Annotated in this window: 16 protein-coding genes and 1 tRNA gene; 7 read left to right on the top strand and 10 right to left on the bottom strand. The window is 55.0% G+C overall.

Going from position 1 to position 15,302, the window contains the following annotated elements:
* The first annotated feature begins 113 nt into the window (after nucleotides 1-113).
* The 3 genes from ABH912_RS27995 (at nucleotide 114) to ABH912_RS27985 (ending at nucleotide 2,834) form a co-directional block, all read left to right on the top strand.
* Nucleotides 114-187: transfer RNA gene (locus ABH912_RS27995), tRNA-Gly, on the top strand.
* Nucleotides 188-467: 280 nt separating this feature from the next.
* On the top strand, nucleotides 468-2,012 hold the full coding sequence (locus ABH912_RS27990) for a Fic family protein (RefSeq protein WP_429512164.1): 1,545 nt from the start codon (nucleotides 468-470) through the stop codon (nucleotides 2,010-2,012).
* A gap of 261 nt (nucleotides 2,013-2,273) precedes the next feature.
* Nucleotides 2,274-2,834 carry a magnesium transporter gene (locus ABH912_RS27985; protein WP_429512162.1) on the top strand — a complete coding sequence of 187 codons (561 nt, stop codon included), beginning with the start codon at nucleotides 2,274-2,276 and terminating at the stop codon, nucleotides 2,832-2,834.
* Nucleotides 2,835-2,865: 31 nt separating this feature from the next.
* Here ABH912_RS27985 and ABH912_RS27980 read toward each other — a convergent pair whose 3' ends face one another.
* The 5 genes from ABH912_RS27980 to ABH912_RS27960 are packed head-to-tail and all read right to left on the bottom strand — an operon-like array spanning nucleotide 2,866 to nucleotide 7,904.
* Nucleotides 2,866-3,183, bottom strand: a complete 318-nt coding sequence (locus tag ABH912_RS27980) for a cytochrome C oxidase subunit IV family protein (protein WP_033061398.1) — start codon at nucleotides 3,181-3,183, stop codon at nucleotides 2,866-2,868.
* A gap of 13 nt (nucleotides 3,184-3,196) precedes the next feature.
* Complete coding sequence (locus ABH912_RS27975; RefSeq protein ID WP_033061396.1) at nucleotides 3,197-3,910, bottom strand: heme-copper oxidase subunit III family protein; 714 nt, start codon at nucleotides 3,908-3,910, stop codon at nucleotides 3,197-3,199.
* A gap of 6 nt (nucleotides 3,911-3,916) precedes the next feature.
* On the bottom strand, nucleotides 3,917-4,609 hold the full coding sequence (locus tag ABH912_RS27970) for a cytochrome c oxidase subunit 3 (RefSeq protein WP_429512160.1): 693 nt from the start codon (nucleotides 4,607-4,609) through the stop codon (nucleotides 3,917-3,919).
* Nucleotides 4,606-6,381, bottom strand: coding sequence for a cytochrome c oxidase subunit I (ctaD, locus tag ABH912_RS27965; protein WP_033061394.1), 1,776 nt, complete (start codon nucleotides 6,379-6,381; stop codon nucleotides 4,606-4,608). The genes ABH912_RS27970 and ctaD overlap by 4 nt, the downstream gene beginning before the upstream one ends.
* Nucleotides 6,382-6,431: 50 nt before the next feature.
* On the bottom strand, nucleotides 6,432-7,904 hold the full coding sequence (locus ABH912_RS27960; protein WP_429512158.1) for a c-type cytochrome: 1,473 nt from the start codon (nucleotides 7,902-7,904) through the stop codon (nucleotides 6,432-6,434).
* Nucleotides 7,905-8,344: 440 nt separating this feature from the next.
* Between ABH912_RS27960 and ABH912_RS27955 the strand changes: the two genes are divergently transcribed.
* Complete coding sequence (locus ABH912_RS27955) at nucleotides 8,345-8,683, top strand: hypothetical protein (protein ID WP_046055747.1); 339 nt, start codon at nucleotides 8,345-8,347, stop codon at nucleotides 8,681-8,683.
* A gap of 80 nt (nucleotides 8,684-8,763) precedes the next feature.
* Here ABH912_RS27955 and tam read toward each other — a convergent pair whose 3' ends face one another.
* Complete coding sequence (gene tam, locus ABH912_RS27950; protein WP_429512156.1) at nucleotides 8,764-9,534, bottom strand: trans-aconitate 2-methyltransferase; 771 nt, start codon at nucleotides 9,532-9,534, stop codon at nucleotides 8,764-8,766.
* Nucleotides 9,535-9,936: 402 nt separating this feature from the next.
* Between tam and ABH912_RS27945 the strand changes: the two genes are divergently transcribed.
* On the top strand, nucleotides 9,937-10,440 hold the full coding sequence (locus ABH912_RS27945; protein WP_033061388.1) for an inclusion body family protein: 504 nt from the start codon (nucleotides 9,937-9,939) through the stop codon (nucleotides 10,438-10,440).
* A gap of 124 nt (nucleotides 10,441-10,564) precedes the next feature.
* Nucleotides 10,565-11,104, top strand: coding sequence for an AidA/PixA family protein (locus ABH912_RS27940; protein WP_429512155.1), 540 nt, complete (start codon nucleotides 10,565-10,567; stop codon nucleotides 11,102-11,104).
* 91 nt (nucleotides 11,105-11,195) lie between these two features.
* Here ABH912_RS27940 and ABH912_RS27935 read toward each other — a convergent pair whose 3' ends face one another.
* Nucleotides 11,196-12,281, bottom strand: coding sequence for a type I restriction endonuclease (locus ABH912_RS27935; protein WP_429512153.1), 1,086 nt, complete (start codon nucleotides 12,279-12,281; stop codon nucleotides 11,196-11,198).
* Between the two features lie 286 nt (nucleotides 12,282-12,567).
* On the opposite strand from ABH912_RS27935, the gene ABH912_RS27930 reads away from it, so the two are divergent.
* On the top strand, nucleotides 12,568-12,978 hold the full coding sequence (locus ABH912_RS27930; protein ID WP_033061385.1) for a low affinity iron permease family protein: 411 nt from the start codon (nucleotides 12,568-12,570) through the stop codon (nucleotides 12,976-12,978).
* 45 nt (nucleotides 12,979-13,023) lie between these two features.
* Here the strand turns inward: ABH912_RS27930 and ABH912_RS27925 are convergent, their stop codons facing one another.
* The 3 genes from ABH912_RS27925 to ABH912_RS27915 form a co-directional block, all read right to left on the bottom strand.
* Nucleotides 13,024-13,527: a DUF4142 domain-containing protein gene (locus tag ABH912_RS27925; protein WP_429512152.1), complete on the bottom strand. Its 504-nt coding sequence runs from the start codon at nucleotides 13,525-13,527 to the stop codon at nucleotides 13,024-13,026.
* A 73-nt stretch (nucleotides 13,528-13,600) separates the two neighbouring features.
* Nucleotides 13,601-13,759 carry a KGG domain-containing protein gene (locus tag ABH912_RS27920; protein WP_010462447.1) on the bottom strand — a complete coding sequence of 53 codons (159 nt, stop codon included), beginning with the start codon at nucleotides 13,757-13,759 and terminating at the stop codon, nucleotides 13,601-13,603.
* A gap of 117 nt (nucleotides 13,760-13,876) precedes the next feature.
* Nucleotides 13,877-15,226, bottom strand: coding sequence for a diguanylate cyclase domain-containing protein (locus tag ABH912_RS27915; RefSeq protein WP_429512150.1), 1,350 nt, complete (start codon nucleotides 15,224-15,226; stop codon nucleotides 13,877-13,879).
* Nucleotides 15,227-15,302: the final 76 nt, after the last annotated feature.

Raw genomic sequence — 15,302 nt, 5'->3', positions numbered from 1 at the left:
CTGTAGGCGCAAGGCTTGCCCGCGATAGACCGTTTCCGTTGCGCTAAACGCATCGCGCACAAAGAAAAACTTCATTTCCACGCCCACATCTGGTACAAAGTCAGCCGCTCTGAGCGGGTGTCGTATAATGGCATTACTCCAGCTTCCCAAGCTGATAACGAGGGTTCGATTCCCTTCACCCGCTCCAATCGAATTTCAATCTCACGTCGTTTTTTGACGGGGGATGCAGGTAAAGAAAAAACCGGCCTTGATGGCCGGTTTTTTTGTGTCTGGGGTTTGGTGGAATTGCCTTTTGCCCTTAGGGCCGTTACGACTAAGCTGAGATTCGTTAACGTTTTTTTGTGGAATGACAGTTTTAGTATCAAAATTCACACAGGATTAGTATTTTCGCGTCGCAGGAAATTAACGTTTTCGCGCCATATTGGTGTTTTATTAGCGTTTTCATTGCCCTGTTAAGGAATTCGTCAATGCCAGTCGGTTTCAAGGCCCTCGCCGATCGCTACGACATCGCACTTGCACAGCCTCTGCGTGTCGAGTCTGAGATCGGCACTGCACGTCTCAGCCGCGAGAGTGACGGGAATGTGGAGAACCGGTACCCGCCAAGTTACAGGCCCGAAGACGATTTCGCAGGGCATTTCGAATTCGGTCAGAAGTACGAAGAGATTCATCTTGAGTTCTTCTCTCGCCTGTTTGCGGCGATAGGCCCGCAGCCTATCGAAGACTGGTGTCGACGAGAGCCTTTCGGCCAGTACGCACGGCGCACCGGGTTCCTTTACGAATGGCTGACAGGGGAACGTCTGGATGTGCCTGACGTGACCAATGGCGCCTATGTCGATGCAGTTTCGCCCCAAAAATACCTGACTCGTTGCGAGTCACTGCGAACGCGACGCTGGCGAATCAATAACAACCTGCCGGGCACGGCTGAGTTCTGCCCCTTGGTTCGTCGTACCCCATCAGTGCAGGAAGCTCTGCAATTCGATTTGCGCGAAGCATTGGAAGAGTTGGATCACGCCTATGGCTCCGACATCCTGATGCGTACGGCCAGTTGGCTGACGTTCAAGGAATCGCGCGCGAGTTTTCTCATCGAAAAGGAAGCCGACCAGGCCGATCGCATTCAGCGCTTTGCCCATGTCATTGCCCAGCACTGCGGTCACATCAAAAACCCGTTGAGCAACGACAGCCTGCAGTCCTTGCAAGCCGGCATCCTGGGGCGTGATGCCATCGGACTGGGCTTGCGCCGCTCTCCTGTGTTTGTGGGTCAGGCCACAATGCGCGAGGACATCGTGCATTACATCGCCCCCCATTTCGCAGATCTTCCTCAGCTATTGGCAGGACTTACTGAGTTTGAGGTCGCGACGCGTGGGGCGGAGTCACTGGCACGTGCCGCTGTGTTGGCATTTGGCTTCGTGTATATCCACCCCATGCGAGACGGCAATGGCCGGATTCATCGCTTCCTGATCAACGACACCTTGATTCGAGATAAGGCAGTGCCGGACGGCGTGATACTGCCGGTGTCAGCCACCATTACCAGTTCGATCGACTTCAGGGCCGGCTACGATCGTACGCTCGAAGTGTTCTCGCGACCGTTCATGCGACGCTACGCGACGGCCTATCGGTTCGGCGAACTTGTAACCTACGAAGACGGCGCTCTCAGTAACTTCATCTTCGATGAATACGAGGACGCATGCTTTGCCTGGCGGTATCCCGACCTGACCGAGCACGTCCTGTACACCGCACGCGTCGTCAAGCACACGATCCAAAAGGAAATGGCAGACGAAGCTAAAGTACTGGTGATCTTTCAGCGAGCTCAGGAGCAACTGAAAGAGGTGCTGGAGATGCCAGACCAGGACGCGAACCGCATTATCCGTTCCATCAAGGAGAATGGCTGGGTGGTGTCCGGCAAGCTAAAGAAAGGGTATCCGCAGCTTGAAGATGAGGCCATGGCTGAACGTGTCATAGAGGCGGTGCGCTCCGCGTTCGAGGATAGGGAGATGGGGGCCGGCAAGGAGTGACTTTCGACGGATTAGATAAGGCTTTGGGGTGGATCAGAGAAATGGCCCGCCCCCCCCCACATTCCGGGCACAAAAAACCGGGCGAAGCATCAGACCGCCTGCATCCCGCCCCCATGCCTGAATGATATGCAGTGCTATACTTTTTTATGCTTTGAATGAAGCGTACAGCGTTGCCCACGGGTACTGATACCGACTGCAAATCTCGACTGGCAGCTACAAGACAAAGGAGGTCTACGGCAAGCACGAGATGGGAGGTGTGGCATGAATCGACACTATTACATCAGCAACAATCTCGATGAACTTGAAGCCGTTGAAAATGAGCTGGAAGCCAGCGGCATCAACTCCGAACAAATTCATGTGCTCAGTGAGCACGTTGCCGATGTTGAACAACATCACCTTCACGAAGTTAATTCGTTAATGGAACAGGATGTTGTCCACTCTGGCGAAATTGGTGCAGTGATCGGTATACCACTCGCGGCGCTGGTTCTTGGCGGCGCCTATTGGCTGGGCTGGACCGAATCCGCCGCAGGCTGGATGCCTTTTATCTTTCTTGCCATTGTTGTATGTGGCTTCTGCATCTGGGAAGGCGGTTTTTTTGGTATCCAGGTGCCAAACACTCACTTCCGCAGTTTTAAACAGGTGGTAGCAGAGGGAAAACATATTTTCTTCGTCGATGTCGAGCCGAATCAGGAGTCGGTATTGGACGGTGTTATCGAACATCATCCAATGCTGGAGATCGCCGGCACGGGAACGGCAGCCCCCCACTGGACAGTCGCCTGGCAGCACAAATGGCATCAGTTCAAACGAGTGATATCGGGTTAGCCTCTGGAGACTGAAGGCCATCCAGACGCTGCTATTGGCCGAAGGAAATGACCCGACTGAGGAACACATAGTCCGCCTCGGTGGCCATCAGTCCGACGAGTACCAGCAAACACAACGGTGGCACCAATATGGCGTAGACCATGGCCAACCGTTCCCAGGCCATATGCATGAAGATGGAGACAATTAAACCTGCCTTCAACAACATGAACGTGATTATCAGGGCCCACCGAAGATAGCCATGGAAGTGAAAATAGTCGACGAGATACGACATCGTGCTGAGGACGAATAACAGCCCCCAGATTTTGAGATACAAACTAATCGGATGTTGTTGACCCTGAGCATGTGCCATCACCCGTGCTCCTCTACCATAAATAGAAGAAAGCAAAAATAAACACCCACACCAAATCCACGAAGTGCCAGTAAAGCCCGGCTATCTCGACGTTCTGATAGTTTCCGGAGCGCTCATAATCTCCCCGCAATACTTTCCGCGCCACAATGCTGAGGTAGATCGCTCCGATTGACACATGCAGTCCGTGGAAACCGGTAATCATGAAAAAGCTGGCGCCAAACTGCGCCGCCCCCATAGGGTTCCCCCAAGGACGCACGCCTTCTGCGATGAGCTTGCTCCATTCGAATGCCTGCATGCCGACGAAGGTCACACCCAAGGCAGCGGTCGCCAGCATCAGGGCCGTGGTTTTCGCACGATCACGGCGATAGGCGAAATTGACGGCCATGGCCATGGTGCCGCTGCTACTGATCAGCACAAAGGTCATGATGGCGATCAGAATAAGCGGGATTTCTCTACCGCCGATCGTCAATGCGAACACTTCACTGGGGTTCGGCCAGGCGGTAGTGATGGTCATGCGTACCGACATGTAGCCGGTTAAAAAACAGGTGAATATAAAGGTATCGCTGAGCAGGAATATCCACATCATCGCCTTGCCCCAGGGGACCTGCTTGAAAGCCTCCTTATCCGAGGACCAGTCGCTGGCGATGCCCTCCCATCCTGGTACAAGCGGTGAGCCGGGGGGATTGGAGGAACTGGACTCGCCTGGGGTTGCTGGGTGCGATGCCATGGCTGATTACCTCAGGCCGCAGAGTCTGGCGATGGCTTCATAGGTTTGTGGCGTGCTGGTCAGCAGAGCAAATAGCACGAACCACAGACCCAATAAGTAATGCCAATAAATGGCACAGAGTTCGATGCTGGCGCTGAGTTGCGGCAACGGCACACGTTGCAGGAATTTAGCAACGGTTCTGCCCCAGGCAATCAACCCACCCAGCAGGTGGAGCCCGTGCACACCGGTCAACAGGTAGAAGAAGCTGTTGGCCGGGTTGCCGGCGACAAAGTAGCCCCAGGCGACAAACTGCTGCCAGACCCAGAGCTGCCCCAGCAGAAAGGCCATTGCAAATAGGCCTCCCAACACAAAGCCGATGACCGTTGCGTCGAGCCGAGTCTTGCGAGCGGCCATGCGCGCCCACTGCAATGCAATGCAACTCAAGACCAGAAATGCGGAATTCACCCATAGCTGCCATGGATTGGCCAACGGCGCCAAGGGCTCTGTCAGGGGCTGCCAGTCGGTCATTTGTGAACGGGCGATAAAGGCGAGCAAGAACAGGAAAAATAACGAACTCACCACGACCAGAAACAAACGCAGGCCTGTTCTTGCGATTTGGTATCGATCGGCGCCCTCGCCGGCCTCAGTACCCCGCGGATCGCGATTCCAGCTGCCGCCGGGGTCAGCGCCGTCGGCGTTTCTCAATAGCAGCCTGCTCATGGTTTAACGCCCGCTATCGTGGTTCCGGCACTGAGTTGGCGCATCTGCTCCAGCTCCTCGGCGGAGACTGTTTGCGGAACGAAATCCTGTTCTATCCCCGGCACGCTGTAGTCATAAGCCCAGCGATGCACGACCGGCAGCTTCGCTCCCCAGTTGCCGTGTATCGGTGGGGTGTTCGGCGTTTGCCATTCCAGACTGGCCGCGCCCCAGGGGTTACTGCCTGCGGGCCTGCCTTTAAACACACTCCAGGCCAGGTTGAACACGAACAGCAATTGGGAAACGCCGACCGTCAATGCGATCACCGTGATGAAGGCATTCAACTCCTGCGCCGACTGCGGGATAAACGCGTAGTTGTCATAGGCATAGTAACGGCGTGGCATGCCCTGGAATCCCAGGTAGTGCATGGGGAAGAAGATGGCGTAGGTACCCAAGAAGGTAATCCAGAAATGCAGCTTGCCCAAGGTGTCGTTCAACATCCGCCCAGTGACTTTCGGGAACCAATGATAGATGCCGCCGAATACCACCAGCACCGGCGCGACACCCATGACCATATGAAAATGGGCTACGACGAAATAGGTGTCCGAGAGCGGAATGTCCACGATCACATTGCCCAGAAACAAGCCGGTCAGACCGCCGACCAGGAAGGTGACGATAAAGGCCAGGGCAAACAGCATCGGCACGGTCAGATGAATGTCGCCGCGCCAGAGGGTCAGCACCCAGTTGTAGACTTTCAGTGCGGTGGGCACCGCGATGATCAAGGTGGTGACGGCGAAGAAAAAGCCAAAGTACGGGTTCATTCCGCTGACATACATATGGTGCGCCCAGACCACAAAGCTGAGTACGCCAATCGCAATAATGGCCCACACCATCATTCGGTAGCCGAAGATGTTTTTACGCGCATGCGTGCTGATCAAGTCAGAGACCAGACCAAACGCAGGCAGAGCAACGATGTAGACCTCCGGGTGGCCGAAGAACCAGAACAGGTGCTGGAACAAGATCGGGCTGCCACCCTGGTGAGCGAGTGGCTGCCCCAGCGAGATGATCGCCGGCATAAAGAAGCTGGTGCCCAACAGTTTGTCGAACAGCATCATGACCGCACTGACGAACAACGCCGGGAAAGCCAGCAGGGCCATGATCGAGGCCATGAAAATGCCCCATACGGAGAGCGGCATGCGAAACAATGTCATGCCGTGCGTTCGCGCCTGCAACACCGTGGTGACGTAGTTCAACCCGCCCATGGTGGCTGCGACAATAAAAATCGCCAGTGAGACGAGCATCAGGACGATGCCCCACTCCACCCCCGGTGTCCCCTGAGAAATGGACTGTGGCGGATAGAGCGTCCAGCCCGAACCGGTGGGGCCGCCCGGTACAAAGAAACTGGAGAGCAACACTACTACCGCCAGCAGGTAGAACCAGTAACTCAGCATGTTGACGTAGGGGAAGACCATGTCGCGGGCGCCCACCATCAGCGGGATCAGATAGTTGCCGAAGCCCCCGAGAAACAAGGCCGTCAGCAAATAAATGACCATGATCATGCCGTGCATGGTCATCGCCTGATAGTAAGTACTGGCGTCCATGAACGCCAAGCTGCCGGGAAAGCCTATCTGTATGCGCATCAAACCGGACAACACGATGGCGATAAGACCCACGAACAAAGCCGTCAAGGAATATTGAATGGCTATGACCTTGTGGTCCTGACTCCAGACATATTTGGTCAGGAAACTTTTGGGCTCGTGTAGCGCTTCTGTTTCGGCTTGCTCCGCATAGGCCATCACGTCATCCTCCTGTTCGAAGTTTCAGTGCATTCCTGGCTGCTTTACGGTTACTTCCCTGGCTCCGCCTTGCTCGCATCAGCGTCGGCATTCGCTTTGGATTTGATAAAAGCGATCAGCGCGTTCAACTCCTGATCACTCGGGGTAAAGGGCGGCATGACGGCTGCGTAGCCCTTGACGATTTTGGCGCCGGGATTAAGGATCGAATCCTTTATATAGCCCTCGTCGGCCTTTATCGTCGAATCGTCGGCAAGGGTTTCTGTCTTGCCGTACAGGCCCTGCCAACTGGGGCCGACACCCTTGCTGCCATCGACACTGTGGCAGGCCATACAGCCGAGCGACTGAGCCAGCCGTTGACCCTGTGTCACCAAGTCCTCACCCGGGGCCGACGCTTCACCGGGAGAAGCTTCTTCAGCTTGCTGTCCGGTACCCAGTGATTTGATCAGGGTGATGACCGCACCCAGTTCATCGTCATTGAGAGTATAGGCCACCATCACCGGCGGGTAGCCTTGCACCAGGCGGGCCTTCGGATCGAGGATCGACTCTTTCAGGTAGGCTTCATCGACCTGCACGCTGGTGCCATCGGCCAGTTGTTCGGTGCGCCCGTAAAGGCCCTTCCATCCAGGGCCGAGACTGGCACTGCCGTCCTGGCTATGGCAGGCACGGCAGCCGTACTGCTCGACCAACAGGCGGCCTTTTTCCAACACGCTGTCCCGACTGGGTTTGGCAGCGGTCGCCAATGTTTGCGCAAAGGTCGGTTGGCTGCCCAGCCACTGGGCGAAGGTAGCCTGGTCTTCCACGATCATAGTGCCGCGCATGTTGTAATGACCGACACCGCAATACTCGGCACACAGGACTTCATACTTGCCGATAACAGTTGGCGTAAACCAAAAGTACGACACCATCCCAGGCACCATGTCCATCTTGCTGCGAATCTGCGGTATATAGAAGTTGTGCAGTACATCTTTGGAACGCAATAAGACTTTCACCGGCTGATCGAGCGGAAGGTGAACTTCATTACTTCTGACTATTACATCATCCTGCCCGACAGGATCTTTGGGATCAACGCCGAGTGGATTGACCGCATCAACCAACTTTATATCCGACTTACCCAACTTTCCGTCCTGGCCCGGAAAACGGTAAGCCCATTGCCACTGCTGGGCGATCACTTCAAGTTCAGTAGCATTTTTAGGCACCCGGATGAAATCATTGTAAACAACCAGGCCCGGCGCCAACATCCCGGCAATACCGATCGAGGTCACGACAATCAACCAGAATTCCAGCCGTTTATTTTCTGGCTGGTAGGCCGCCCTGGAGCCTTCCTTGTGACGGAAGCGCATGATGGCCACCGCCATGAAACCGGTAATGGCGATGAAAAATATGCCGCTGATGACCAGTGTGATAAACAGGGTGGTGTCTATAGAACCCCAGTTCGACGCGGGCGGCGCCGCATGCCAAGGCGCTACCAGATGGAACAGCACGGAGGCAATAACGATTAGCACAAGAATAATTGCTATTGCCATTTGCCTTCATCCTATTCCTGTTACTCATCGGCATGCCTAAGCATTCCCACAGAACAACATCGTCAAACTCATACTAATCTGACGCCAAAACAGGTTGGACAAATACCACTTATCTTCGCAGCAAAGTCCGCAGGAAGTATAGTTCATGGCCGGAGCAAACGCTTTTCCGGAAAAGCCTTGCCGCCTGGATATTCCAACTTCAGCATCAACCTGATGAGTTGAAATCTATTCGCTATATATAACTGTAACTATTGAGCAACACCTCTCGCCTGAACGACACGTCGAGCAAGCGAGGCCCGGTTGCCAGCTATAATTAAAATCTGATTACGGAAGGCAAAGATCGGCTAAAAGCGCCCGAAAGATCCTCGCCTATGCATAGCGGTCAGACAAATGACGGCCAAGGGCGATAGCGTCCATCCGTCCATAACGGAGATTTCGTCATGAGTGCCTTGACGATCGAAGGTCGGTGCAAACTCAACGGTGCAGAAAAGTCGGAACCAATAGGTGAAATCCATTTTTACGTCGATAACCCTCTCCGTCTGAGACTGGAGGAAGCTGAAGAACGCCTGCAGAAGACAGATGGGCGTGAAACCATGGTCGATGTCGACATGGATACACTGGAGTTGAAATTGCCGGAGGGATACGGCCCGTTGTCCGATTGCCAGATGCGCGTCTATATACACTACGAGCGCGGCCAGTTTCATCTGGTCGGGCATCGAGCGAGTGATGGAAGCTTGATCTATAGCAACGCTGTTTTGATCGATCAACTGCTTGATTAGCGGCGGCGGGTTGCTCGGCCATCAGTGCGAGAAAGGGACAGACGGAAAGAGCGGGATCTGTCCCTTTTTTCATTAATGCATCAACGCGTCGCAACGATAAACAACCGTGGGAACGGCAGCAGCACTGATCCATCGGCCAACGACGGATAGGCCCGCTCGATCGCCACTTGGTACTGCTTGAGATACTGCGCCCGCTCCGCCTCATCCAGCGGATCAAGAAACGGCCGCAAACCGCTGCCCTTGAACCACTCGACGACACCAGACGCGCCGCCAGCAAGTGGATGATGGTAAGTCGTGCGCCACACATCGACACGGGAACAGTGGGCTCGCAGCATCGAGTAATACCCACTGGCGTCTGCCATGTCCGTTCGCTGCCCGGCGGCGCCCGCCAGTTTGCCAACCCATGGGCCATCGGCTGCAACTTCGCGCATCAAGCGATGCGAAGGTTCGTTGAGATTGTCCGGCATCTGGATCGCCAGGCTGCCACCCGGCGCCAGCTTGCTCGCCAGTGCAGGCAGTAACTTCGCGTGGTCAGGAACCCACTGCAACACCGCGTTAGCGAAAATCACATCAAACGGGCCGTTTTCGTTCCAGGTATCAATATCAGCCGTATCGAATTGCACTTGCGGCAAGCGCTTGCGGGCGGCCTCGATCATATCGGTCGAACTGTCCAGGCCACGCACCGTAGCATTGGCGAAGCGCTCAACCAGCAATTCAGTGGAGTTGCCAGGGCCGCAACCGATGTCGATGGCCGAGCGCGCATCCGTGCCCGGAATGGCAGCCAGCAAGTCACGGGCCGGGCGTGTGCGTTCATCTTCAAAAGCGACGTATTGTTTGGCGGACCAACTCATTGCGTTCTCCTGTCGGTGCGATGTTGCCTGATGCAGACATCCGGTCAGCTAGGTTACATCGACCGGCGTGTGCGCCCTATCCCGACCTACGGATGGCGACGCAACATAGAGGAATCCGGGCCGGCATTTTTATCGCCAAATCTTCTTGCGCCATAACCAAACCGACCGTTCGTCGAGACAGAAGCCAAGCAATTTTGACAGCCTGTATATCGCATCTATAGTCCTAATCGCGGCCCGTCGGAAGGAACCCGAACCCGTTAGTTTGCACGCAAGGAGCAAGGCCAGCTCATGCCCGTGACAGGTGGGTTCCGCCCGTAGTGTGTTCGCAACGGCCGCAAGGCAAGCAAGCGTTGTTGCGCCTGAAAAGTAACCAGGCATTCACTATGAACAAGGAGCTTTACTATGTCTCGAGTCACGGATGTACTTGTTTCAATCGACACTGAAACCATTCTGAAAAACTACCCGAACATCAGCAAAAACCCTGCGTCGCCGACGTTAATCGACGTCAATCATGTGTACATGGTGACCAATCAGAACAACGTGGTCAGCGGCCAGGCCGGTGGCGAACTTAACTTGAAAGCCCAGGTAGGCGACTTGATTCGTTGGCGTGAAACCAGCCTGTCGCAGAGCTTCGAGACGGCAGTAATTTTCTACAAGTTCGTTGGCAACGTCGGCAACGAGTTGATCTCCACCCCCACGCCCCGCAAGGCTACAGCGTGCGTTGCCGTCCCCAACACCAGCAACCCGTCGGTGCCTAGCTGCCAGAAAGTCGATAACCATTACTGGTCTTCGGAAACACTTTCGTGCGGTAGCGTGACCTACCACTTCCATTTCCTGATCGTTGATCGCGACTGCAAGATCGTAGGCTGCTGCTCGTGGGATCCTTTCATTACCATCCGTAACTGACGATGACCAGGCCCCTTGGCAACGAGGGGCCTACCGAGTTCGTTGCCGCTTCGGCCGGGACGGGATGTCTTGCTTGAACTGATGCGGCTGCCGTCTTGAATCAACATCATGAAAGGAATCCATGATGACTTCCGAACCGATTACCTCCCCCTCGACGAGTATCGCGCCAGCCAACAATGTGCTGCTGATCGTCGATGCCGAATCACTGCTGTCACGCTATCCGCAGCCCAGTCTTGAACCGCAAAACCCGACCGGTATTGAAGAAGGTTTCATCTTCGCCATCAGCGGAACAAAGTCAACACAAAGTACAACAAATGACAGCTTAATGACGCTCACCGCGAATAACGGCGAGAACTTCCACATCCGTGGCAGGACCGTCAGCTTGCTCGCCGAACACAGCGTGGTGTTCTACGAGATGTCTGCAGGTGATGCAGGGGTACTTTCACCGCCTGAACTGGTGGTCCACGCAAACCTGACAGTCCCCGCACCCGATCCCGAAAACCCGACCCAACCGGGCAGCCACATGGCCGATGATCATTACTGGCATTGCACGCAATTGGCGGCTGGGGTTGAGGCGTGCGAACTGAAATTCATGCTGATCAATAAAAGCTGCGAGGCACTGGGGTACTTCAGTTGGTCGGTGGACGTGAAGTTGGCGGGGTGAACAGAAACCCCAAAAACACCAGCTTCTAGGGCAAATGCCCACAAAAAACCGGCCGCGATGGCCGGTTTTCTTTCGCGCCGAGCAAGCTCGGCTAGTCGTAATACCCAACAGTCTTCTTCAAGTGATCCGAGTATTCGTAGATATCGTCTATCGAGTTTATTGCATGCCGGGTTTCATTTTTCTCTTCGTCAAAAATCCCGATGTACTTCTGTGAACGATTGAAGTGCAGACGGCAGATCGGTTTGCGGTTGTTGTCGTCGAGCAGAATGCCGAAATAACTCTGTGTATCGCGCTGAACAATCCGCTTTGCATCGACAACAGACCGAACGACGGCACGGACGATGTGATATCCCTCCAGCTCTTCCAAGGTGGTCAGAACCTTGTCCTCGGACTCGTCTCGCAAATCCGGCTGCTCAGCGCCACTGGAGGAAACCGGCAAAGAGGCCAACGCGGGTTGAATGGCGCCGCTCATGGCCGACTTGAGCCTGTCGTTAATTTGGTCGTTGAGAAACTGCACCACAGCTTTTCTCGTTAGCTCATGGAACTGCTCACGGACCTTCTGAGTAATCACACCGTCGTATACACGCGAAGCGAACACTTTCACAAAGTCGTCATCAGGTTTGCTGACCTGCGAAGCAATGACCTTTTTGATTTGGCTGACGTACTTCAGCTCACCTGCGGCGCTAATAATCGAATCCACATCGAAGGCTGACTTGGTGAGCTTGACCAATTCGGGGACGGAATACTCATCGATATCCAGAAGGTCGAGTTCAAGAAATGGCTTCTCATCCATCTTGTTGGGCGCATCCAGGTCGGTGAAAAACTTGTAGACCTGACCGTTGGTAAGGATAGAGATTCGGGCGCTGGTGACGTGGAAGTAGCGAAACAACTGGGAGGCGTGATTGATGTGCAACGGCTCGCCTATTTTTTTGCACTCAATGAGGATTTGAACCTCTCCTCCCTTCATGATTGCGTAATCAATTTTTTCTCCCTTTTTCGTTCCAATATCGCAAACGAATTCGGGAGTTACTTCCGTCGGATCGAAGACATCGTAGCCCAGCACCGTACTGATAAATGGCATGACAAACGCGTTCTTGGTTGCTTCTTCCGTCTTAATGGCAGCGCCTTGCAAACGAACTTTGGCGGCTAAGCTTGCTAACTTTTCGAAGAATTCCATGAGTGGCCTCTTATCTGGTTCGATCCGTGTGTTTGCATGCTGGCAAATTGATTGCCTTTGATACTAGACACAAACCGGCACAAAGAAAGAATCCAACCAAGAATTGGGAACAACAGAGATTTCTTCCATCCATATCCGGGTCAATTTGTCCTATAAGATCGCTAGCTCGCAGCCTTCGTCTGCTCCTCCGAGCTACCGGCTTTTCATTGAACCCAGAATTTAATCAGAATTTTCATCATGCCCGTGCTGTCTGAAACTCAGGCACATCCCTATAAGGAACACGGCAATGAAATTCGCAAAAGTCGCTCAGAAACTTGCCCTGTGGGCCGGCAGTCCCAAAACATTCATGGGGGCGATCATTCTGATTTTTCTGTGGGGTCTGAGTGGGCCGATTTTTCACTTCAACGACACCTGGCAACTGATCATCAATACGTCGACCACCATCATTACGTTCCTGATGGTGTTCCTGATCCAGAACACCCAGAACCGCGACACGGACATTTTGCATTTGAAGATCGATGAGTTGCTGCGGGTGACGAAGGATGCGCAGAACGCAATGCTGGGCCTCGAGGCGCTGGATCTCAAGCAGCTGGAAGCGCTGAGAAAGCAGTATCGGCAACTTGGCGAGGGCGAAACGGTTTCCGTGGACGGGACCGTCGCCGAGGAAAAAGGCAAACCGGATTTGAATCAATGCTGATCGGGAAGTCGCGGGTGGCCCCAGACCACCCGCTCACTCCGATGGCTAGCGACTGGCTTGCAGCGCCTTGGCCATTTGCAGGTGGTTCTGCAGTTTGGGCAACGTTTCTTCGGCGAAGGCTTTGATTTCAGGCACGTCAGTGGTCTGCGCTGCCTGTTGAAGCTGTTCGATGGCTTCCTGGGTGGTTTTCACCTGACTGGCCGCGTAGGCCTGGTCGAAGCTCGCGTCGTCCTGCACTTGCGGCATCAAGGCTTTGGCTTTATCGACGACCTCTTCGCGCGGGGCCACCGGCAAATCCAGCTGCTTGGCGATTTTCGCCAGGTGCTGGTTGGCGGTGGTGCGGTCGTTGATGACGACGATGGTGTAGTCCTTGACCTCTTTGGATTCGGTTTTCTGGTGCGCCAGGCGGCTGGCTTCGATATCGGCCATGCCTTTGGCCGACGCATCGTTAATGAATTCGACGGGGGACTGGGCAAAGGCGCTGCTGGCGCACAGGGCCAGCAACGTGGCAAAACTGGCATTGCGTAATCGGGTGGCCATCCGGCTCATGGTCGCGCCCTCCTCGTAAAAAATTCAAACGGGAGCTTACGCTCCCGCCTCTCAATCAAAACTACCTTCACCGCTACTTCGATTTCTGACCACCTTTGCGGCCCATATCGGGTTTCGCAGGGTCTTTATCGACAGTCGTGGTGGTAGTTTTCCCACCTTTGCGACCGGCTTCAGACGCCTTCGTTCGATCGTTGGCGAAGTTTCCCGAGTTCGAGTTTCTTGAATTAGGCATGATTATCTACCTCTTGGTAATGATCGCGGCGAGCAGGAGCCCGCATAAAATCAGAATTTCGATCACCGCAAAGGTTTAGAGAAATTGAAATTTACGCGACGAACGGTGGCAGATTTTTCAGGCCCCGAGGCGCTGATGATGTTGGCGCTTGGCGGCGTACATGGCTTCATCGGCATGCCGAAACAACTGATTTTCTTCAGTGCCGTGGTCGGGGTATTGCGCAACGCCGATGCTCGTCTGGATGATCAGGCTGTGGCCGTCCAGACGCAGGGGTTGAGCCAGGACGTGTCGGATTTTTCCCGCCACGATGTCGGCGTCTTCCGAGGCGTGGATGCTGTGCAACAACACTACAAACTCATCACCGCCGATGCGCGCCACGGTGTCGGTTTCGCGCACGCAGCCTTTGAGCCGATTGGCGACCGCTTGCAGCAGCATGTCGCCGACCGTATGACCGTGGGTGTCGTTGACTTGCTTGAAGCGGTCGAGGTCGACGTACAGCAGTGCCATTCGGCCAGAGTCCGCTCGCGCCTGCGTCAGTGAGTCTTTAAGCCTGTCACGGAGCAACTCTCGGTTGGCCAGTTGAGTCAGTGGGTCGTATTGGGCCATGCGCTGCAGTCTGGCATGCAATTGCTTGCGCTCAATCGCGGTGGCGACCTGGGCGCAAACGTATTGCAGCAGCTCCTTGTCCTGCTCGGTGTAACGCTCGCCGCCCGGTACGCTTTTGACGATCAGCGCACCGATGGTGCCGTTTTGAGAACTCAACGGCACACCCAGCCAGCAGGGTGAATGCTGGCCCGCGACCAGCGCCTCAAACCCTTCCGGCAAATTGTCCTGACCCGCGGTCAGCAGAATCGGCTGGCCGCTGCGAATCACTTCGGCGCAGAGACGTCCGGTGATCGTTCCGGGCTGCTCGGGTTGCAGCTCCAGGTCGTCCACGTGATAAGGGAAATTCAGCTGTGCACAGTGTTCGTCATACAGCGCCACGGAGAAATTCAGCGCCGGCAGCCATTCACCGATGATCAAATGGATGCGTTTGAACAACGCCAACAAGTCTTCCGCCGCGTGGGCCGCTTCGGAGATCGCATACAACGCCGCTTGTCGGGATTCGGCCTGCTTACGCTCAGTGATGTCGCGTGCCACGGCGATGCGCAGCTGGTCGACCTCAGACCAGCGCGCCGACCAGAGGATGTGCGCCACCCGGCCATCCTTGCGCAGATAGCGGTTTTCGAAGTTGAGCTTGGGGTCGCCGCCCATGATTTCCCGCGCGGCATCGAGGGTGCGCTGTCGATCGGCGGGATGCACCAGGTCGATCATCGGCTGGCCGATCAGCTCTTCGGGGGTATATCCGAAAATACGTTCGCAGGCCGCGCTGACAAATACGAAGCGACCTTGTTTGTCGACCGCACAGACGGCGTCCAGCAAGAGATCGATGAAGCTCGCCAACGGCGCGGAATTTCTGGTTGCCATAGTGCGGTGAGCGTGTCCGGATATGCAGCAATAATGAACCTTCCCTTCCCCAGCAATACAACTGACGCGTCCCTGC

The organism is Pseudomonas sp. BT76 TE3572 (assembly GCF_050435365.1).
Lineage (GTDB): Bacteria > Pseudomonadota > Gammaproteobacteria > Pseudomonadales > Pseudomonadaceae > Aquipseudomonas > Aquipseudomonas fluorescens_W.
The sequence above is the reverse complement of the archived record's forward strand: the minus strand, read 5'-3'. Positions and strand labels throughout refer to the sequence as shown.

Excerpts from the sequence above, each read along its gene's own strand:
- ABH912_RS27940 (WP_429512155.1), top strand. The coding sequence starts at position 10,565 with ATGACTTCCGAACCGATTACCTCCCCCTCGACGAGTATCGCGCCAGCC.
- ABH912_RS27925 (WP_429512152.1), bottom strand. The coding sequence starts at position 13,527 with ATGAGCCGGATGGCCACCCGATTACGCAATGCCAGTTTTGCCACGTTG.
- ABH912_RS27935 (WP_429512153.1), bottom strand. The coding sequence starts at position 12,281 with ATGGAATTCTTCGAAAAGTTAGCAAGCTTAGCCGCCAAAGTTCGTTTG.
- ABH912_RS27960 (WP_429512158.1), bottom strand. The coding sequence starts at position 7,904 with ATGGCAATAGCAATTATTCTTGTGCTAATCGTTATTGCCTCCGTGCTG.
- ABH912_RS27990 (WP_429512164.1), top strand. The coding sequence starts at position 468 with ATGCCAGTCGGTTTCAAGGCCCTCGCCGATCGCTACGACATCGCACTT.
- ABH912_RS27930 (WP_033061385.1), top strand. The coding sequence starts at position 12,568 with ATGAAATTCGCAAAAGTCGCTCAGAAACTTGCCCTGTGGGCCGGCAGT.
- ABH912_RS27945 (WP_033061388.1), top strand. The coding sequence starts at position 9,937 with ATGTCTCGAGTCACGGATGTACTTGTTTCAATCGACACTGAAACCATT.
- ctaD (WP_033061394.1), bottom strand. The coding sequence starts at position 6,381 with ATGGCCTATGCGGAGCAAGCCGAAACAGAAGCGCTACACGAGCCCAAA.
- ABH912_RS27985 (WP_429512162.1), top strand. The coding sequence starts at position 2,274 with ATGAATCGACACTATTACATCAGCAACAATCTCGATGAACTTGAAGCC.
- ABH912_RS27980 (WP_033061398.1), bottom strand. The coding sequence starts at position 3,183 with ATGGCACATGCTCAGGGTCAACAACATCCGATTAGTTTGTATCTCAAA.
- tam (WP_429512156.1), bottom strand. The coding sequence starts at position 9,534 with ATGAGTTGGTCCGCCAAACAATACGTCGCTTTTGAAGATGAACGCACA.
- ABH912_RS27975 (WP_033061396.1), bottom strand. The coding sequence starts at position 3,910 with ATGGCATCGCACCCAGCAACCCCAGGCGAGTCCAGTTCCTCCAATCCC.
- ABH912_RS27955 (WP_046055747.1), top strand. The coding sequence starts at position 8,345 with ATGAGTGCCTTGACGATCGAAGGTCGGTGCAAACTCAACGGTGCAGAA.
- ABH912_RS27970 (WP_429512160.1), bottom strand. The coding sequence starts at position 4,609 with ATGAGCAGGCTGCTATTGAGAAACGCCGACGGCGCTGACCCCGGCGGC.
- ABH912_RS27920 (WP_010462447.1), bottom strand. The coding sequence starts at position 13,759 with ATGCCTAATTCAAGAAACTCGAACTCGGGAAACTTCGCCAACGATCGA.
- ABH912_RS27915 (WP_429512150.1), bottom strand. The coding sequence starts at position 15,226 with ATGGCAACCAGAAATTCCGCGCCGTTGGCGAGCTTCATCGATCTCTTG.